This is a genomic window from Actinophytocola sp., assembly GCF_036378875.1.
In the GTDB taxonomy this organism is placed as follows: Bacteria; Actinomycetota; Actinomycetes; order Mycobacteriales; family Pseudonocardiaceae; genus Actinophytocola.
Genome location: NZ_DASUVO010000002.1, coordinates 58,708 through 74,777 on the forward strand (window position 1 = coordinate 58,708; position 16,070 = coordinate 74,777).

Annotated in this window: 20 protein-coding genes; 3 read left to right on the forward strand and 17 right to left on the reverse strand. The window is 69.0% G+C overall.

Features of this window, described 5'->3' with window-relative positions:
• Window positions 1-3: 3 nt before the first annotated feature.
• From VF106_RS00360 to VF106_RS00415, 12 genes are all read right to left on the reverse strand, one after another.
• A complete protein-coding gene (locus VF106_RS00360) occupies window positions 4-1,350 on the reverse strand; it encodes a GH12 family glycosyl hydrolase domain-containing protein (RefSeq protein ID WP_330837468.1) in 1,347 nt (448 codons plus the stop codon).
• A 266-nt stretch (window positions 1,351-1,616) separates the two neighbouring features.
• On the reverse strand, window positions 1,617-1,895 hold the full coding sequence (locus VF106_RS00365; RefSeq protein ID WP_330837469.1) for a GlsB/YeaQ/YmgE family stress response membrane protein: 279 nt from the start codon (window positions 1,893-1,895) through the stop codon (window positions 1,617-1,619).
• Window positions 1,896-1,922: 27 nt separating this feature from the next.
• A complete protein-coding gene (gvpK, locus tag VF106_RS00370) occupies window positions 1,923-2,207 on the reverse strand; it encodes a gas vesicle protein K (protein ID WP_330837470.1) in 285 nt (94 codons plus the stop codon).
• Window positions 2,192-2,392 (reverse strand): gas vesicle protein, encoded by a 201-nt coding sequence (gene gvpJ, locus VF106_RS00375; RefSeq protein WP_330837471.1) that lies wholly within the window; start codon window positions 2,390-2,392, stop codon window positions 2,192-2,194. Before gvpJ (VF106_RS00375) ends, gvpK begins: the two co-directional genes overlap by 16 nt.
• Window positions 2,389-3,162 (reverse strand): GvpL/GvpF family gas vesicle protein, encoded by a 774-nt coding sequence (locus VF106_RS00380; protein ID WP_330837472.1) that lies wholly within the window; start codon window positions 3,160-3,162, stop codon window positions 2,389-2,391. The genes gvpJ (VF106_RS00375) and VF106_RS00380 overlap by 4 nt, the downstream gene beginning before the upstream one ends.
• A complete protein-coding gene (gene gvpJ / locus VF106_RS00385) occupies window positions 3,155-3,514 on the reverse strand; it encodes a gas vesicle protein (RefSeq protein ID WP_330837473.1) in 360 nt (119 codons plus the stop codon). The genes VF106_RS00380 and gvpJ (VF106_RS00385) overlap by 8 nt, the downstream gene beginning before the upstream one ends.
• A complete protein-coding gene (gvpO, locus tag VF106_RS00390) occupies window positions 3,515-3,838 on the reverse strand; it encodes a gas vesicle protein GvpO (protein WP_330837474.1) in 324 nt (107 codons plus the stop codon).
• 3 nt (window positions 3,839-3,841) lie between these two features.
• On the reverse strand, window positions 3,842-4,096 hold the full coding sequence (locus VF106_RS00395; RefSeq protein WP_330837475.1) for a gas vesicle protein GvpG: 255 nt from the start codon (window positions 4,094-4,096) through the stop codon (window positions 3,842-3,844).
• A gap of 5 nt (window positions 4,097-4,101) precedes the next feature.
• Window positions 4,102-4,866, reverse strand: a complete 765-nt coding sequence (locus tag VF106_RS00400; protein WP_330837476.1) for a GvpL/GvpF family gas vesicle protein — start codon at window positions 4,864-4,866, stop codon at window positions 4,102-4,104.
• A gap of 5 nt (window positions 4,867-4,871) precedes the next feature.
• Window positions 4,872-5,270 carry a gas vesicle protein GvpJ gene (gvpJ, locus tag VF106_RS00405; RefSeq protein ID WP_330837477.1) on the reverse strand — a complete coding sequence of 133 codons (399 nt, stop codon included), beginning with the start codon at window positions 5,268-5,270 and terminating at the stop codon, window positions 4,872-4,874.
• Window positions 5,267-6,013, reverse strand: a complete 747-nt coding sequence (locus VF106_RS00410) for an SRPBCC family protein (RefSeq protein WP_414638822.1) — start codon at window positions 6,011-6,013, stop codon at window positions 5,267-5,269. The genes gvpJ (VF106_RS00405) and VF106_RS00410 overlap by 4 nt, the downstream gene beginning before the upstream one ends.
• Window positions 6,010-6,696 (reverse strand): hypothetical protein, encoded by a 687-nt coding sequence (locus VF106_RS00415; protein ID WP_330837478.1) that lies wholly within the window; start codon window positions 6,694-6,696, stop codon window positions 6,010-6,012. Before VF106_RS00415 ends, VF106_RS00410 begins: the two co-directional genes overlap by 4 nt.
• 273 nt (window positions 6,697-6,969) lie before the next feature.
• Between VF106_RS00415 and VF106_RS00420 the strand changes: the two genes are divergently transcribed.
• From VF106_RS00420 to VF106_RS00430, 3 genes are all read left to right on the forward strand, one after another.
• Complete coding sequence (locus tag VF106_RS00420; RefSeq protein ID WP_330837479.1) at window positions 6,970-7,437, forward strand: DUF4383 domain-containing protein; 468 nt, start codon at window positions 6,970-6,972, stop codon at window positions 7,435-7,437.
• A gap of 14 nt (window positions 7,438-7,451) precedes the next feature.
• Window positions 7,452-8,291: a mechanosensitive ion channel family protein gene (locus tag VF106_RS00425; RefSeq protein ID WP_330837480.1), complete on the forward strand. Its 840-nt coding sequence runs from the start codon at window positions 7,452-7,454 to the stop codon at window positions 8,289-8,291.
• 164 nt (window positions 8,292-8,455) lie between these two features.
• On the forward strand, window positions 8,456-10,192 hold the full coding sequence (locus tag VF106_RS00430; protein WP_330837481.1) for a glycosyl hydrolase family 28-related protein: 1,737 nt from the start codon (window positions 8,456-8,458) through the stop codon (window positions 10,190-10,192).
• A 1-nt stretch (window position 10,193) separates the two neighbouring features.
• On the opposite strand, the gene VF106_RS00435 is transcribed toward VF106_RS00430, so the two are convergent.
• The 5 genes from VF106_RS00435 to VF106_RS00455 form a co-directional block, all read right to left on the reverse strand.
• Complete coding sequence (locus tag VF106_RS00435) at window positions 10,194-10,838, reverse strand: response regulator (RefSeq protein ID WP_330837482.1); 645 nt, start codon at window positions 10,836-10,838, stop codon at window positions 10,194-10,196.
• Window positions 10,839-11,072: 234 nt separating this feature from the next.
• A complete protein-coding gene (locus VF106_RS00440) occupies window positions 11,073-11,972 on the reverse strand; it encodes a type II secretion system F family protein (protein WP_330837483.1) in 900 nt (299 codons plus the stop codon).
• Window positions 11,973-11,976: 4 nt separating this feature from the next.
• On the reverse strand, window positions 11,977-13,530 hold the full coding sequence (locus VF106_RS00445; RefSeq protein WP_330837484.1) for a type II secretion system F family protein: 1,554 nt from the start codon (window positions 13,528-13,530) through the stop codon (window positions 11,977-11,979).
• 5 nt (window positions 13,531-13,535) lie between these two features.
• Window positions 13,536-14,912 (reverse strand): TadA family conjugal transfer-associated ATPase, encoded by a 1,377-nt coding sequence (locus VF106_RS00450; RefSeq protein WP_330837485.1) that lies wholly within the window; start codon window positions 14,910-14,912, stop codon window positions 13,536-13,538.
• Window positions 14,899-16,068, reverse strand: coding sequence for a CpaE/TadZ family protein (locus VF106_RS00455; RefSeq protein ID WP_330837486.1), 1,170 nt, complete (start codon window positions 16,066-16,068; stop codon window positions 14,899-14,901). The genes VF106_RS00450 and VF106_RS00455 overlap by 14 nt, the downstream gene beginning before the upstream one ends.
• Window positions 16,069-16,070 lie beyond the last annotated feature (2 nt).

Consider the following 16,070-nt stretch of genomic DNA (forward strand, 5'->3'; position numbering starts at 1 on the left):
GCGTTAGTTGCTGATCGAGAAGTCGGTGAACTGGAAGGTGGCCGGCTTCCCGTCGGTGGACACGACCTCGACGCCGAAGCAGATCTGGCCAAGCGTCGAGTTCGACGGCACGCGACCGTTCGACACGAGGTAGTCCAGGAAGGCCTTCAGGTCGAGCGTGCCCGAGGTCATCGGCTGGGCCGGGACGAACGCCAGGTACCCGTTGCCGCTCGTCGCGTACAGGTCCCAGGTCGTGCCGCTGAACGACAGGCCGCTGGCGACCTTGGAGCCGGCCGGGACCTGCCGGTAGTTGTCGGTCCAGATCATGATCTCGCGGTTGCCCGGCACGCCGTTGAGCCAGATGTCGTAGGCGACGTTGTAGATGCCCACGTGCGGGCTCGTCGCGGCGAACCTGGACGTGATCGTGGAGAACGAGCTGAGCAGCGGTTCCTTGCCCGTGCCCCAGTCGTGGTAGTCCTTGTGGACGTTCGGGTAGGTCTTCACGGCACCGTCGCCGTTGTTGTTGTCGGCCGTCGCCGTGACCGACCAGTTGCGGTACGAGCACGCGGCGAGACTCTGCGTCACGTTGTAGCCCGACGCGTTCCACTCGTTGTTGTGGACGTAGTAGCCGCCGTCGCTCCACCCGTCGTCACTACGCGAGGTGACGAACGCCGGGTTGGTGCAGGTGGTGGTGGCTGCCGGCGGCGCCGCGGTCGTGGTGGTGCTGGTCGCCGCGGGCGCCGGGGTCGTCGTCGTGGTGCTGGGCGGTGGCGGTGCGCTGGTCGTGGTCGTGGTCGGCGTCGTGGTGGGGGTGCCGCTGGACGTCGTCGCCGGGGGAGTCGTGGTGGTCGCCGGCGTCGGCTGGACGGTCACGTCGTCCATGAGCCACGACCCTCGGCCCGTGCCGGTGAACCGGAACACGACGCTGGTCGCGCCCGTGGGAGCGGTGAGCGTTTTCGACTTCTCGGTCCACGTCTTGGTGAGGCTCGGCGCGGTGGCGATGGTGTCCTGTTTGATCTGGCGGCGGTCCGCGCCGACCCAGGCGACGCTCATGTCGACGCTCGTGGTGCCGGTGGCGGCCCTGGTCCACGCGCCGAAGCGGTAGGTCGTGCCGGCGCTGACCGAGAACTCGCCCGGCCACGCCTCCTCGACACCCCAGCTATCGCTACGCGGCCGGACACGCAGGGAGAAGCTGCCGGAGTGTGCCGCGGGACTGGTCACTCTGGACAGTGCCACGTCGTACCACTGCGACATCCCTTCCGCGTCGGTCTCGAAGGTCTTGGCCGGGGCCGGGGAATCCGAAGCGGCGGAGACGAGCAGACCACCCGCCGTCACCACCAACGCGCCCCCGGCCGCCAACGCGAGGCTCAAGCGACGAAATTGACGAGTTTTGATCACGATTAGATCTCCTGGGTTGCTTTCGGCCTCCGATCTCATAGGGAGTCTCGCCGTTTCACAAAGCGAGTGTGGGATGTGCCACTTTCTTACTTGATTTGCGTCAGCATTTAGTCACCGCGGGCGCACGGCATTTCGCTGGCCGCGCTCACGCGTGTTCGGACGGTAGCCGAAAAGAAAAGGGCAAGAAAATGCCCAACCAGGGACAGCTTATGCGTGTCCCTGGTTGGGCCGGGAAGGGGTCAGTGCAGAATTTTCCGCCGGCGTCCGGTTACGCTGGCGGCGACGGTGACCCCAAGCGCGGCGACGATCACCTGGGTGATGAGCTCGAGCCAGTCGAACCCGTCGGTGTCGGCGTAGCCGATCCCACGTGCGATGGCGGTGCCCAAAAAGGCGGCGACGATACCGACGATGATCGTGAGCCAGATCGGGATCTTCTGCTTACCGGGTGCGACAAACCGACCCAGCACACCGATGATCAGCCCGACGACGATCGCACTGATGATTCCACTGACTGCCATGGCAACTCCTTACTTTCCGCCTGCTCATCACTCCGCGAGCAGAGGGCCGAGTGGACCGAGGTCCAGGTTCAGTTCGTCACGTGTGATGCCGAAGTGGTCGCACAACTCCTGCATGCGCTTGTCCAGCAGCATGAGGGTCAGGCCGATCTCCTCGATCTTGTTCTCGTCGAGGTCGCCGTGGTCGACGCGGCGGATCGCCTGTCGTTCCACCAGCTGCCGCAGGAGTTCCACGACCGTCAGAACCAGCGTGACGAGGCTGCGTTCCACGGTTTCCGGATCGGCGTCGAAGCGGGGGTTCAAGGGTTCGTCCACGACGCCTCCCCGGCGGCGCTGACAGAGGTGAGCAACGTTCGCAGGGAGATGTGGACCAGGTCCACATCCGCGATCGAGAGGGTCAGCTCTCCGCTGACCACGACCCCGCCGGCCAGCACCCGGTCGAGCAGGTCGACCAGTGCGATGCGGTGGTCCGTGCCAGCTGCGGGAACTAGGTCGGTCATGGTGTCCGCTCCTGTTGCGACGAGAAGGAGTAGGGCGGCCACGGCCCGGTCAACTTCAGCTGTATCGCCGGGTGCGCGTGGCCGTACCGCGCGACCGCCTGGCCGAACTCCTGTGTCGCGTCGTTCTCGACCAGGTACGTGGCGTTGAGGATCATGGGCAGCTTCTCGCCGGCGAGCTGCGGGTCCTGCGGCCGGTGGCGCTGCGCGTCGACGGCCAACGCGGACAGTCGCGAGTGGATGTGTTCGGCCTGTTCGGCGCCGAACCGCAGCGCGCGGTCCCGCGCCGAGAGCGCTTCCCGTTGGCGCCGAAGGTAGGCCATGCCCGGGGAACCGGCAGTGTCGGTTGTGGACTCGCCACCCAGCAGCGCCGGGTCCAGTACCGCCTTGACACCCCATTCGGTTCGGCCGGCGACGTGGGACAACGTGCGTTGGAACTGGGGTTCGTGCTCGTCGACGGCGAGCTGGACGCGCACGTCGTCGAGGTAGATGGTGGCCAGTCGCAACGGCACGGTCGGCCCGACGCGCGCGAGGGTGTCCACCACGGCGTTGTGCGCTCGCGCCACGCGGTCGAGCCAGTCCAGGTCCTCGAGGTTGCGGTGCAGGGCCTCCTGGCCGAACGAACTCGCCGGCACCCGGCCGACGACGGCGGTGAGCCGGGTGCACTCCACCACGTGCGGTGTTTCCCCGGCCACTCCGGCCATCCGGCAGAGCACCGCTTGATCCAGCTCTCGCGTGACGGCGTAGAGCCAGCTCCGGTCGCCCTCAGTCACGGTCGCCGCCTTCCAGCATCCGCTCCTCGCCGGCCTTCTCCAACTCGGCGATGCGGGCCCGCAGTTCCTTGTTCTCCTCCACCAGTCCGCGATCGTCGCGGCCGGAGAGCCACGGGTCGTGCTCCCACCAGTCGATGCCGACCTCCTTCGCGGTCTCCAGGGAGGCGATGATCAGGCGGAGCTTGATGGTCAGCAGTTCGATGTCCAGCAGGTTCACCCTGATGTCCCCCGCGATGACCAGACCCTTGTCCAGTACGCGTTCCAGGATGTCGCCCAGGTTCGAAGGCGCATGGTTCCCCGCGGCGCCCAGGCTGCCCTGCTGGGACATCAGACCGGGTTGCTCGGGGCTCATCTACCCACCGCCGTTTCCGGGGTCGCGGCCACGGGCGTACCGCCTGGTCCGTCGGTAGGCCATCAGAGCGCCCTCCAGGTCCAGCTCGATCGCGTAGGTGGCGAGCATGTCCGAAGAGGACGGCACCCGGCGGTCCTCGACGACCTCCACCTCGACGACCCAGCCGTCGTCGATCGGTTCGACCGACGTGATGCCGAGCAAGTCCCTGCCGATCAGCTCCCGCACCTGTTCGAGCGCGGCCGCGCCGGCGGAGGACGCCGACATCTCCCGGTCGTCGTCAGCCGGTTCCGGATCGGCGTCATCGCGTGATTTCGCGGTGGCCATCGGTCACGTCCTCTCGCTCGTCCCAGTGCTGGGAGCCGACCCCGTCATGCGATCGAGGATCTGCTGCTGGTGGTCCGCCTGCTCCTCGTCGGTGATCTCGCCGGCTCGGTGGGCTTCCTCGAGTGCTTCGAGATCACGTCGAGCCAAGGCGGGATTGCGCATTTCCTCGTCCACCCGCTGCTGGATCACCCTGCCCAGCGCCATGACGGCCCGGACGGGCGCGAGCGGGAAGGTGAGGATCGTCGACAGCAGACCCATCTGGGCTACACCTCCGTCTTGACGACGAAGTCGTACGGTGCGAGCGGACCGAGCAGCCGCACGTTCACCCGGTCGACCCACTCCCGTGCGATCTTGTCGACCGCCGACTCCAGGTCGTGCTGTGCCGACAGGTCGATCAGGCACGCGACGTGCGCCGCGTCCTCGTCGTGGGTCGGCTCGCGCACGTTCACGGTGCCGCCGACGTCGGTGAGCGCCTGGACGACGGTCTGTGTGTCGACCTCACGCCTGGCCGCGATGGCGTTCGCGATCCGCTCGCCGAGGGCCATCCGCTCGTTGCGCGTGGCATCCTCGGGCTTGTCGCGGATCGCGTCCCGCAGCCTCACCACTTCCTCGTCCGCTGCCAACATCTCGCGAAGTACGGCGTCCAGCTCGTAACGGCCCCTGACGACGAACTCCGCCTTGCCCTCCAACTCCTCCAGCGCCGTGACGAACTCCTCGTAGTGTGCGGAGAGCAACTCCTCGACCACGGCTTCCTCGTCGGTCATCACCGCCCCGAACCGCACCGGCAGCACCGGCGCCTCGGCCGCGGTCTGGTCCAGTAGCGCCTCGTGGGCGGTCAGGTCCTCCGGCCTGCCCAGCGGCTTTTTCGTGTCGACCAGGCTGACCAGCGCCGCGATGTCGCCGCGCGCCACGGTGCGCACCTTCGCGGGCGGGCTACCCACCCCGCGCGCGTCGAGGGTCGTCTCCACATCGGACGGCACGATCCCGTAGATGTACACCGCGTGTTCGGGCTTCTTCCCAGCCGGCATCTCAGTCACCCATCCCTGCCGCGCCGGACCCGCTCGCGGCTGTCCGAGGAGTCCTCGTTGAGGAACTCCTTCAGCTTGTCACCGGCCGCGTCGAGCACGCCCTTCGTCTTCGACTTGGCGCCGCCGCTCGTCACGTCGTCGAGCAGGTCGGGCAGGCCCTTCTGCTCGGTGTTCGAGATCTCCAGCCGGTTCACCGCCTCCGCGAACCGCAGGTAGGTGTCGACGCTCGCGATCACCACGCGGGCGTCGATGGTGAGCAGTTCGATGCCCACCAGCGAAACCCGCACGTAGGCGTCGAGCACGAGGCCCTTGTCCAGAATGGTGTCGATGACGTCGGCCAGCCCGGACGCCGACGGGCGTTCGACGCCGCCGCCTCCGCCGGCTGGTTGTACGGCTGTGGTCATGCCCGACTCCTCTGTCTGGTGGTTGGTTTGGTCTTCGTGGCCGCCGTGCCGCGGCTTGCGCGCGAGCGCGGTTTCTCCTGCTGCGGCGGCTCTTCCTCTTCGGAATGCAGGACAGCGTGGGTCATCACGTAGCGCTGGAAGTTCTTGAGCTCGTGACGAGCCCGACCTGCGCGTGCCCGCCAGAGGTTCCCGGTCCGCTCGACGATGTTCTTCGGGTGGTACTCCAGCACGAGGACGACCCGGGTCAGGTCCGGCGCCAGCTCGTGGAAGGTCACCGCGGCGTCGATGTGTTCCGAGTCCCTTTCGGACATCCACACCATCCGCTCGTGCGGCACCTCCTCGACGAGCGTGGACTCCGAGGATCGGTGCGACCACAGGTCGGGGAAGTCCTCGAACCGGGCCCACTCGTCGTAGACCTGCCCTGCCGGGGCGCCGACGTCGATCTGCTCGATGAGGCTCGTGACCTTGAACCGGTCACCGCCCTCGCCTTTGCCCTCGCCTTTGCCGTTGCCGTTGCTGTCGTCGCCGGAGTCGTCCTGGTCGGCTTCGCCCTGCGCCTTGCTCGCGGCGGACTTACCGCCGTTGGTGGCGAACGCGGTCAGCTGACCGACCTTGCCCGTCACCGTGGTCGCGAGTCGCTTGGTCGCGACCCCGACCAACTTCTGTACCGACTGCCCGAGTGGGTTCCCGGGCGCCGAGGCGGCTTCCTTCGCCTTCTTCGCCTGCTCGACCATCGTGGTCACTTCCTCGTGCGGCGAACCGGGGTACGGCCGGTCCGGCTGCGGGTACTGGTGCGCCGTGACGGCGAGGACTCCTCGTCCTCCTCCGGCCGTGCCGAGGTCCGCCGCCGTGACGTCGCCTGCCTCGCCGGGGCCCGGCGACGCGGGGCAGCCGGTTCCTCGTCCTCGGCTTCGGCTTCGTCCTCGGCGGGCTCCGCGTCGTCCTCCATGGACTCCTCGTCATCGGCCACGTCTTCCGTCTCCTCCTGAGGCTCTTCGTCCTCGGCTTCGGCTTCGTCCTCGGCTTCGGTTTCGTCCTCGGCGGGCTCCTCGGCGGAGCCCTCGTCGGCGACCTGGTCTTCCTCGTCCTTCGGTGTGTCCTCTTCGGACTGCTCGTCCTTGGCCTTGCCGACCTTGCCGAGCCCGCCGATCTCATGATCACCGAGCCGCTCGCTCAACGAGTCGATCCGGCTGCTCACGGCGCTCATCGCCGCGGTCCTGGCCGCGGCGAGCAACTCACCGCGCGCGGTCTCGGCGATCTTGCCGAGCTCGGACAACTCACCGAGCTGCTGCATCCCGCGCTTCAGCGGGTTCAGGGAACCGGTGGCTCCAGCGCTCGCGATCATCAGTGCCAACCGCATCTTCTTCGTGCGTCCCAGGAGGTAGCCCACCCCAACTCCCAACGCGACCCGTGCTCCGGTTTTCATCCTCGTGCTCCTCTTGTCGCGCAGACCCTGATTACCCCCGGAAGAGGTCGTACCACCGCGCTCACATGCCAAACAGTTCTCCGTACAAAAAGGATCGATCTGTCTCAAGAGGACTGTCCGAGTACTCTGCGTGGCGATTTTCGGGACTTTGTCGCCAACTGTCCACAGTGGTCGGGAAATTGTTCCTGCGGCGATTTTCCGACCGTTTCAAATGGACTGTTGTCGGGTACGTGAGCCGAGTGGTGATGTGGCCACGCCGGCAAAGGGGCAGCCATGGCTTACTCGAACGACGAAGCACACTTAGTTGTCAAGGGAATGCAGCCGGCTCAGTTGCTCGCCGCGCTCGAGTCCGTGCTGTTGGTAGTCGCCGGAGGGTTCGGTCTGTTTCGGATCGGGACCGGCGTCGACTTCGACCAGGTGTCGATCTTCGGGTTGACCCTGAACCCACTCCAGTCCCAGATCTTCCTGGTGGCCGGCATGCTCGGGATGGCGGCGAGTCTCGCCTCGGCCACCGCCCGGACGTTCGGCTGGCTGCTGTTCCTCGGTGGAGGGCTGTTGTTCGCCTGGGGACTCATGCTCAACGGCTTGGTCGCGGCCAACCCGTTGTCGCGGCTGGGCGACCCTCTCGGCCTGACCGTCCAGGACGGATGGTGGCACCTCGTCATCGCCGTGTCCGGTCTGGTGATCGCCGTGATCCCGGCGCACAAGGCGGTGCGCTGGACCCAGCCGGTCGCCTACTAAGAAAGTGAAACACGATGAACATTACGGAATCGTTCAACGACGTACTGCGGATGGTGATCACCTTTCTGCCGAAGTTCGTCGTCTTCCTGGTGATCCTCCTGATCGGCTGGCTGGTCGCCAAGGCACTGCGCAAGGCCGTGTCGGTCGTCCTCCACCGGATGAACTTCGACGCGGTGGTCGAGCGGGGCGGGATCAAGCAGGCACTCGAGCGGTCGAAGTTCGACGCGAGTGGTTTGATCGCGGCACTGGTGTTCTACGCCGTCATGCTGATCACCTTGCAGCTCGCGTTCGGCGTATTCGGCTCGAACCCGGTCAGCGACGTGCTGACCTCGATCGTCGCCTGGCTGCCCCGCGCCATCGTCGCCGTCCTGATCGTGATCATCGCCACGGCCGCGGCCAGCATCCTACGTGACTTGGCCATGGCCGCGATGGGTGCGCTCAGCTTCGGCCCGCTCATGGCGAAGATCATCCAGGTGGCCGTGATCGTGCTCGGCGTGATCGCCGCGCTCAACCAGGTCGGCATCGCGACCACCGTGACCGGACCGGTGCTGATCGCGGTGTTGGCGGCCGTCGTCGGCATCCTCGTGGTCGGCGTCGGCGGTGGACTGCTGCGTCCGATGCAGGACCGCTGGGACCGCTGGCTCACCCGCGCCGAACACGACATCCCGGCCGCGCGGGCGCAGAGCGAGGCCTACGATCGCGGCCGCGAGGACGCCATGCGTCAGGAACAGGCCACACGTGAACAGGCCACGCGGGAACAGGTCACGCGGTCCGAGCAGCCGGTCACCACGACCCCGCCGCCGGCACGGCACAGGGCCGGTGACGCCCCACCGCTGCCACCCTGGGAGCACTGAGCCGGCACTGACGGTCCGGTCGTCCGGTCGGGGGACACGCCGTCTCGATGGTGGGACAGCGTGTCCTCCGACCGCCCGCATCTTGGCCGCAACCCTAATTAGTGACGATCTGTAGCCGACTTTCCAGAATGTTGGTTCTAACGAGTGAATCGACTGGAGGAGCGGTGACGATCCGTATTGCCCGGGGTGGAGACGCCCCCGAACCGGCCGGCCGGGCCGGCATGTCGCGTCGAGGCATGCTGGCCGGGCTCGCCGGGGTCGGGCTGGCCGGCGGCGCCGGTTACGTCCCCGCGGCGGTCGCGGACACCGCCGCCGTCTCGCGGAGCCTCGAGTTCGATGTCCTGCGACACCAGGCCGCGGGTGACGGCGTCACCGACGACACGGCCGCGATCCAGTCCGCCATCGACGCGGCCGCGGCGGCCGGGGGCGGCGTCGTGTCCTTCCCCGCCGGGACCTACAAGGTGTCCATCCGGTACGGGACCAACGCCCTCACCCTCCGCGCCAATGTCACCCTGCGCGGCGCCGGCCCGAACGCCAGCACCATCAGGTTGGCGAACGCCCAGGGCGAGTACCTTGGCATCCTCACGAGCGGCCAGGGCGACGCGGGCGGGGCGCGGATCGAGGATCTGTGCGTCGACCAGAACAACACCAACAACCAGCTGACCAGCACGCGGTCGCTGATGTCGGGCAAGCCGAGGTTCTGCGTGTACGTGACGGCCGCGAGCGCGGGGATCGCGGTGCGCCGGGTCAGGTTCACCGACCAGGACAACGTGAGTGCCATCTCCGCGAACGGCACGGTGGGGAACCTGCTGGTCGCCGAGTGCGTCTTCGAGTACGGCTCGTCGCCGATCGACCACGACCACTCGGCCATCTACCACCACTCCACGACAGCGCAGTCCTGCTGGGTGACCAACAACGTGTTCACCACCAAGGGCTCTGGTTCGAAGTCCGCGCGCACGGCGATCGAGACCCACGGCTCGTCGCAGACCATCACCGGCAACCGGATCAGCAACTACCGCGTCGGCATCAACCTCACCGGGGTCGGCCACACCACGGGGGAGGGCATCGTCTGCGCGGGAAACTCGATCATGGACGCCGCCATCGGCGTGCAGCTGTGGTCGATGCCCTATGTCGGCGGGATCAACACGTCCCCCGGCCTGCGGAACGTCACCATCCGGAGCAACACCATCACACTCGACACCCAGGGCTGGGCGCCGTTCTTCGTGGCCGGCCTTTCGGTGGCCGGGATCAGGTTGGCCACCGCGACCGTCGGGATCGAGAACGCGACGATCGACGGCAACACCATCGTCTTCAGGAACGGCACGTACGCCGGGTCCTCGAAGACCGACTCCGGCGCGAACGGCATCGACTGGTACCGACCGGTGCTGAGTGCGACCGCGACCGACACGAACGTGCGAATCAGCGGAAACCACGTCGAGAACGCGCTGGCCGCGGGCATCCGGGTGTCGTGTCACGGCCGCTACGTCACGGTTCGTGACAACACTGTCCTCAACACCGGCCGCGGCACGGTCGCCGCCGGCGGGACGGTGCTCAACTCGTACGCGACGGGCATCAGCATGACCGGGGTCCTCACCGGCTCCCGCGTGAGCGACAACCACATCGTCGACAACCAGGCGACGCACACCATGGACACCGCGCTGTGGCTGTACCCGCTGGCGTCCGGCGGGGGCCGCAACGAGGCGATCGGGAACCACGCCGAGGGGTACCGGACCAAGCTCGTCCAGACCCACGCCCAGAACGGCGGCTGGTACGTCCGGATGTCGGCCACCTCGTTCACCAACCCCGGGGGCAGGCTGCTGGTCGGCTCGGAGATCACCGAGTGGTCGACGGGTCGGGTGCACCGGCAGACCACGGCTCCCGAGGGAGCGACGTGGACCTGAGTCAGACGGTGGCGGGATGGCGGGGGAGGACGCCCAGCTCCGTGCCGGCCTGTAGTGCCTGCACCCGGCTGGAGACTCCGAGCTTCTCGTAGATCCGAGCCACGTACGTCTTCGCCGTCGAGGTGCTTACGAACAGCGCACGCGCGACGTCCGGAATGGACAGACCGCGGTGCAGGTGACGCAGGACGTCGATCTCGCGGCGGGTCAGTGGCGACTGCTCGCGGGCCTCGCGCAGCCGGTCGAGCGCGGCCAGTAGCCCCGGCGCGGTGAACGAGGACGCGGCGACCGCCGCGTGCCGGACGGCCGTGATGATCTCCTGTTCCGGCGCGGTCTTCGGCACGAACGCGGACACCCCGGTCTCCATGGCGCGGAACAGGACGTCGTCCTCGCCGAACGAGGTCAGCACGACGATCCCGAGCGACTGCCACCGGTCCCGGAGCTCACGGGCCAGCGCGAGCCCGTTCTTGTCCGGTAACGCGACGTCGACGGTGACCACGTCCGGCTCCAGCGCGGCGACCATCGTGACCGCGTCGGCCGCCGTGGTGGCCTCCCCGACGATCTCGACGTCCGGATGCTGGCGGACGAGATGTGTCAAACCGACCCGATGCAGCGTGTGACCGTCGACGACGACCAACCGGATTGTCATGGCCCACCCATTTCGACTACTCGGTGTTCTCGTCCTGTCACCTGGTAGGCGAGCGCTTCGGGTGATGGGCAGGGTGCGGGTCGGTTGCGGATTAGTTGCACCTGAGCGGGCCGCCGGCGTCTGGACTGACGAGCACGGAGATCCCTGTGCGAGGGACGAGCCCAGGGATCTGCGCGCGCAGGAGGGAAGACGCCGGGTTAAGGCCCGCGAACGCCGAGCGGGAGCGAGGCCATGTCACTGGAACGACTGGAACATCGAGATCGCCGCTGGGCCTAGGACCACCACAAAGAGCGCTGGGAAGATGCAGAACATCAGTGGGAAGAGGATCTTCACCGGTAGCTTCTGGGCCTTCTCCTCGGCGAGCTGGCGCTGCTTGACCCGCATCTCCTTGGCCTGTTCGCGGAGCACGCGCCCGGTCGGCACACCGAGCTCGGCGGCCTGCACGAGCGCGGAGGCGAACGCCCGCAGCTCGGCGACGGTGGTCCGGTCGGCGAGGGCACGCAGAGTCTCCACACGGGACTGTCCGAGCTGCGTCTCGTGCAGCATGCGCAGGAACTCCGCCGCCAGCGGTCCCTTCGTCTCGTGTCCGACCTGCGCCACCGCCGCGTCGAAGCCGAGCCCGGCCTCCACGCACACGGTGAGCATGTCGAGGGTGTCCGGAAGCTCCTTGCGGATCACGGCCTGCCGCTTGCCGCCCGTGTTGTACAGCAGCAGGTCGGGCAGGAAGAACCCGGCGAGCCCGCCGAGGCCGGCGAACCCCAGCGCGCTCACGGGTGAGGAGAGGCCGAGCAGCAAACCCACCGCGGCGGTGGCGAACAACCCGAGCCCCTTGGCGGCGAGCACCTTCTCGACCGTCCAGCTCGCCGGGTTGCCGGCGACGTCGAGCCGGCGGGCCAGCGAGGTGGTCACGGTCGACGGCGACAACACGGTCGCGACGGCCCGTAGCCGGGCCAGCAGGGGAGGCAGGCCGTCGGTCGCCTGGTCCTCCGGCCCGGAGGAGACGGTGGTGCGCCCGTAGGCCTCGAGCGCGGCGACCTTCGCGGCCAGCCGACGCCGCATCGTCCGCGGCGACGCCACCCCGAGGACAGCCAGCACGATTCCGGCGGCCAGTGCCGACAGGCCAATGGCAAGCACGACCTCAGACCTCCACCTTGACCAGGCGGCTCATCCAGAACCAGCCGAGGGACACCGACGACACCGCCACCGCGCTGAGCACCCAGCCGATCGGGTGCGTGTACAGAGGCTCCAGATAGGACCGTCGGCTCACGAACATCCACAGCGCCAGCCCGATCGGCAGGCCGATCAGCACGTAGGCGGACAGCCGGCCCTCCGCGGAGAGCGCCTTGACGTGCCGGCGGAGCTGACCGCGGTCGCGCATCGTGCGGACGGTCGTCGTCAGCAGTTCGGCCAGGTTGCCGCCGACCTGACGCTGGATCCGGATCGCCATCACGGTCCAGGCGAAGTCGGCCGAGCCCATCCGTTCGGCGACCGCCTCCAGCGCGTCCTCCACCGACACGCCGAGTCGGGTCCTGGCCAGCGCGCGGGCGATCTCGCCGGAGATCGGCTTCGTGTCCTCCCGGACCACGGCGGCCAGCGCCTGCGGCAGTGAGAACCCGGCCTGCAGCGCGCCCACCACCAGCTGCAGGGTGTCCGGCAGCTGATCGGCGAACGCGCCACGCCGGCGCGAGATCCGCATGCGCAGGTACAGCCGCGTGACCAGCCAGCCGAGCACGAACCCGACCAGTGCGCCCACCAGTGCCATCCCGAGCAGGGCCGGCAGTGCGCCGAGTCCCGCGCTCACCCCGGCCCTGACCAGCAACCACTCCGCCGGACGCAGTGGCAGGCCGGCCAGGTCGAGTGCGTCGGCGAGCTTGCCGTGCTGGTGGCGCCAGCGCAGGAACCGGTTCGCGAGCCGCAGCAGCGGTCGCAGGGCGGGCGCCCGGTCGTTCCGCGCCTCCGATCGCCGGTCGGGGGCGGCGCGGTACGGCGCGAGCGCGCTCACCAGCTTCGAGTGCCGGGACGCGCCACGCAGCCGCCGGAACCCGATGACCCCGAGCCCCAGCAGGGAGACGAACACCGTGCCCAGTGCGAGCCCCAGCGGCCAGGCCGGCGGCGCGGGCCTCGACGGGAACGGCGCGGACGCGAGCTCCGCGGCGCGGTCCGCGACCTCGCCCGGCGTCAGCAGCCGCCCACCCGTCTCGCGCACGGCCTCGCCGCACCCGCCGGCCACGCTCGTGCCCGTGAGCACGTCGACGGTGACCCGGTGGCTGGTGAGCGCCTCCGTCATGCCGTGGCGGGTCAGCGAGCTGCCCAAATCGTCGCAGTCGGACAGGACCAGCACCCGCCGCTGGCCGGGGAACCGGCCGGCGGTCTCCGCCGCCAGCGCGACCGCGTCGTGGACCGGGGACGCGGGTGCCGTCCAGTCCGTGGCCAGCGCCGCCGTGAGCCGGGCACGGTCCAGCGTCGGGGGCACGGACAGCACCGGGTGCACCCCGAACGTGACCAGCCCGGCGGCGACGTCCTCGGGCAGCGCGTCGAGGTAGGTCCGCGCCGCGGACAGTGCCGCCGTCCCCCAGGCGCCCTTCATGGACCCGCTGGTGTCGAGCACGACGACCACCGTCGCCCGTGGGGTGTCCGCCGCCGCGGGCGTGCCGGTCAGCGCCACCGCTGCCAGCGCGGCGAGTAGTCGCATCCGCTTCACCTCGTGGCGAAGTCGAACAGGTTGGCGGGCATGGCGATGCCGTGGTCGGCGAGTCGCTCGGCGAAACTCGGGCGCAGTCCGGTCGAGCGCAGCGTGCCGCGGAAGCGTCCCTTGTCGTCGACGCCGGCGCCGTAGTCGAACAGGAACAGGTCCTGCAGCGTCAGCACGTCGCCCTCCATGCCGGTCACCTCGGTGATGTGGGTGATCCGGCGGCTGCCGTCGGAGAGCCTCGCCTGCTGGATGACCAGGTCGACCGCGGAGCCGATCTGCTCGCGGATCGCCCGGCTCGGCAGGTCCATCCCCGCCATCAGCACCATGGTCTCCAGCCGGGACATCGAGTCCCGTGGCGTGTTGGCGTGCACGGTGGTCAGCGACCCGTCGTGGCCGGTGTTCATCGCCTGCAGCATGTCCAGCGCCGCCCCGTCACGGACCTCGCCGACGACGATGCGGTCCGGTCGCATCCGCAGCGAGTTGCGCACGAGGGCACGGATCGGGATCTCGCCCCGGCCCTCGATGTTGGCGGCACGCGACTCCATGCGCATCACGTGGTCCTGCCGCAGCTGCAGCTCGGCCGCGTCCTCGATGGTCACGATGCGCTCGTCGTGCGGGATGAACGAGGACAGCACGTTGAGCGTGGTGGTCTTGCCCGACCCGGTGCCGCCCGAGATGAGGATGTTCAGCCGGCCACGCACACAGGCCTCGAGCAGTCCGGCCACCGGCGCGGTCAGCGTCCCGAACCGGATCAGGTCGGCCACCTGGAGCGGGTCGGCGGCGAACTTGCGGATCGTGAGCGACGAGCCGTCCAGCGCGATCGGCGGGATCACGGCGTTCACCCGGCTGCCGTCCATGAGGCGCGCGTCGACCATGGGGCTGGCCTCGTCGACCCGGCGGCCCACCCTGGCCACGATCTTGTCGATGACCCGCCGCAGGTGGTTCTCGTCGGTGAACGACGCGTCGACCGCCGAGAGGCGGCCGGCGCGCTCGACGAAGATCCGCTCGGGGCCGTTCACCATGATCTCGCTGATGTCGGGGTCCCGCAGGAGCGGTTCGAGCGGACCGTGCCCGAGGACCTCGTCGACGACCTCGACCGCGACCCGGCCGCGCTCGCCAGCGGTCAGCGGGGTGTCGTCGTCGTCGATCACGTCCTGGACGGTCTGCCGCACCCGCTGCTCCAGCTCCTGCTCGTCCAGCCGGTCCTCGTAGATCTTCGGGCCGAGCGTGTCGAGCAGCGCCCGGTGCACCCGGTTCTTGACCGCGGCCAGGGGGCCGGACGTGCCCGACCTCGACGGCGGCTCGGCATGCGTTGCGCTGTCCGGCTCGTCCGCCTGCGGGGGACCTGAGCGTTGCTGCGCGAGGCGTTCACTGAGCTTCATGGCGGCTCCTCCTGCGCTGCAGCGCGAACAACCCGCGTCGTGGGCGTTCCTGTGCGCCCTTCCCGGCGAGCCGACGGTCGCCGAACTCGCGGATGGCCGCGCTGACCTTGTGGCTCGGCTGCTCGGCGGCGATCGGCACGCCCCGGTTGACCGACGCGGTGACCTCCAGGCTCGCCGGGATCCGTGCCGCGACCGGGGTCTTGAGCACGTGTTCCACGTCCGCCGCGGTCATGCCGGTGCGCGGGTCCTCGCGGTTGAGCACGATGGCGCGGATGTCCCTCGGGTAGGACAGGACGTCCAGCATCTCGATGGTCAGCCGGAGGTTCTTCAGCGTCGGCATGTCCGGCGTGGTGACCAGGACGTGGTGGTCGGCGCCGTCCAGGGCCTTCAGCACGTGCTCGTTGAACTGGGGCGGGGTGTCGATCACCACGTAGTCGAACATCCCGCGCAGCACCGTGAGCAGGTCGGTGACCAGCGAGGCCGGCACCCGCTCGGCATCTCCGGGTTCCACCGGCGCGAGCACGCAGTCCAGGCCGGGGCGAAAACGCGTGAGCAGCCCGGCGACACCGGTCTCGTCCAGGTCCTCGCCCATCCCGACCGCGTCGATCAGCGTGCGTTTCGGCTCCAGCCGAAGGGAGATCGCCACGTCGCCGAACGCCAGGTCGAGGTCGACGAGGCAGACCCGCCGGCCGCCTGCGTGCAGGGTGACCGCGAGGTTGGTGGCCAGGGTCGTCTTGCCGCAGCCGCCCTTGCTCGAGAACACCGTGACGACCTTGCCGGCCTGGGTGCCGGCCGGGGCGACCTGTGCCGACTCGGACAGCGCGCGGGAGCGTGCGCATGCCTCGGTGAGCGCCACCGGATCGGCCGCGTCGACGACCTCGCGGATCCCCGAGCGGAGCGCCTGCGAGTAGTCCTCGATGCCGGGCGCGTGTCGCACCAGCACCACGCCGAGCGCCGGGCGCCGCAGCCGGTACGCGGCGGCGAAGTCGCTGGCCTCCCGCAACGAGACACCGGGACCGAGGACCACCAGCGACTCGCCGGGCCGCGCCGCCAGCGCGGTGTCCACCTCGGACAGATCGGTGACGACGTGGACGCCCGCGCCCAGCGCGGCGGCCAGCGGTCCCGGCGGGTCGCCCGCGGTGCAGAAGATGGTCATAC